This is a genomic window from Flavobacterium sp. (genome assembly GCF_031363805.1).
In the GTDB taxonomy this organism is placed as follows: domain Bacteria; phylum Bacteroidota; class Bacteroidia; order Flavobacteriales; family Flavobacteriaceae; genus Flavobacterium.
Map to the genome: position 1 here is coordinate 1 of NZ_JANLVD010000168.1, position 1818 is coordinate 1818.

The 1818-nt window shown below is 26.7% G+C and carries 1 protein-coding gene and 1 pseudogene; both read left to right on the plus strand.

Annotated elements, in window-relative coordinates; genetic code table 11:
• Positions 1 to 151 precede the first annotated feature (151 nt).
• A pseudogene (locus RMN92_RS09730) lies at positions 152 to 841 on the plus strand (hypothetical protein); the annotation flags it as partial.
• Positions 842 to 1031: 190 nt separating this feature from the next.
• Positions 1032 to 1818 (plus strand): prolipoprotein diacylglyceryl transferase (gene lgt, locus RMN92_RS09735; RefSeq protein ID WP_309609262.1); only part of this gene is annotated, 787 nt, incomplete at its 3' end.

Below are 1818 nucleotides of genomic sequence, written 5' to 3' on the forward strand. Positions count from 1 at the left end.
AAATCGGCTGACCGACAAACTTTTTTTCAATATCTTTGGAACTCATTACTTTTGTTTTTTGCAAACTACAAAGTATGAAAAAAAGGGCTTACTGTGAAAAGTAGCCCTTTGTTGTGAAAAATATTAGTCGTTTAGTAGTGATAAAAAATATAATTTTCTTTTTGATACAGGTTATGAAATAAGTGCTATTGACAAAGACATCTCAAAAGAGATAAACTATACTTTAAAAAAAGAAATTGAGTTATCTGGAAGTTCTGTTTCTACTCAAAAAGTTGGCTTAATTGAATTGCCCAATATTTCAATTTCAAATGTGAGTTTTGAAAAAACTTACGGAATGCTTCAAGATTTGTCTTTCATCAAACGAAATTATGAAACTATAAAAATAAGTGGAATAATAGGAAATAATTTAATGCGAAAATCTAAATGGCAAATTGATTATCTTAAAAAGGTAATTCATATTACCAACAAAACTGATAATTTTGCAGGTCTACAGAATGCAAAAAAAATTGAACTCAATAACAAAGATTGGGGACTTGGTTATGTGAATATTGAACTTAATAATCAAACACATAAATTTATTTTTGATTTAGGCTCTAGTGGAGAATTTACCGCAAACCTTTCTTTTGTGAAATTTTTAAAAGAAAAAGATACCCTAATACAACAAGATAAACAGACCTTTCGTGTTGGAAAAATTAAAATAGGAGAAATTGAAATAAATAACAAATCAATAACCTTGGAGAAATATGTTTCTTCACTACTTGGAAATGCTTTCTTTGAAAATTACTTGTTAACAATAGATTGGGAGAAAAATATATTATTTTTAAATCAAAATACAAACTAAAAATAAATACTTCTGCCAACAGCAGTTTTATCCCAATTACAGTTTTAGACAAACTCATATGTTGGTTTTGTACTTGTAAGTTAATTAATAAATAGATACTTTTGGCTAACAAAATTTCCGAAATAACGCCAAGCCACAAGACACTCTAAAATATTTATTCAAAATCAAAAAATAAAAATTAATAATAAACATGACTAAATTGTATATAAATTGGGATTTTGACTCAGAAATAATTAATATATTCGGGTTTCCATTAAAATATTATGGTCTTTTGTTTGGTTTTGGTTTACTTTTAAGTACGTACATTCTAAAAGGAATTTACAAAAGAGAAAATTTAAAAGACACTGCTCATGAAGCATTATTTGTTTACGGAATAATTGGAATTTTTGTTGGAGCTAGACTTGGACATTGTCTATTTTACGACTTTGAGTATTATTCGAAAAATCTTTTAGAAATATTTTTACCTATCAAAAAAACAATTCAAGGTGAATATAAATTTGTTGGTTTTTCTGGTTTAGCAAGTCATGGAGGAACAATTGGATTAATTATTTCACTTTCTCTATATTCAAAAAAATACGAAATAAAATATCTTAAAATACTGGATATAATAGCAATTGTTGCACCACTTGGAGCAACTTTTATAAGACTTGCCAATTTAATGAACTCGGAAATGATTGGCAACCCAACTAAAATGCCTTGGGCATTTATTTTTAGACGTGTTGACAACATACCACGACATCCAGCGCAACTTTACGAAGCAATCTCGTATTTAATAATTTTTATTGTAGTTTTTACAATTTATGAAACTAAAAATATAAAGCTAGGAAATGGCTTTTTATTTGGTTTAGCAATAACTTTAATTTTTATAATGAGAATTTTAATTGAATTTGTAAAAATAAATCAAGTAGAATTTGAAGAAGGAATGAAATTAAATATGGGACAAATATTAAGTATCCCATTTATAATAATTGGAATGT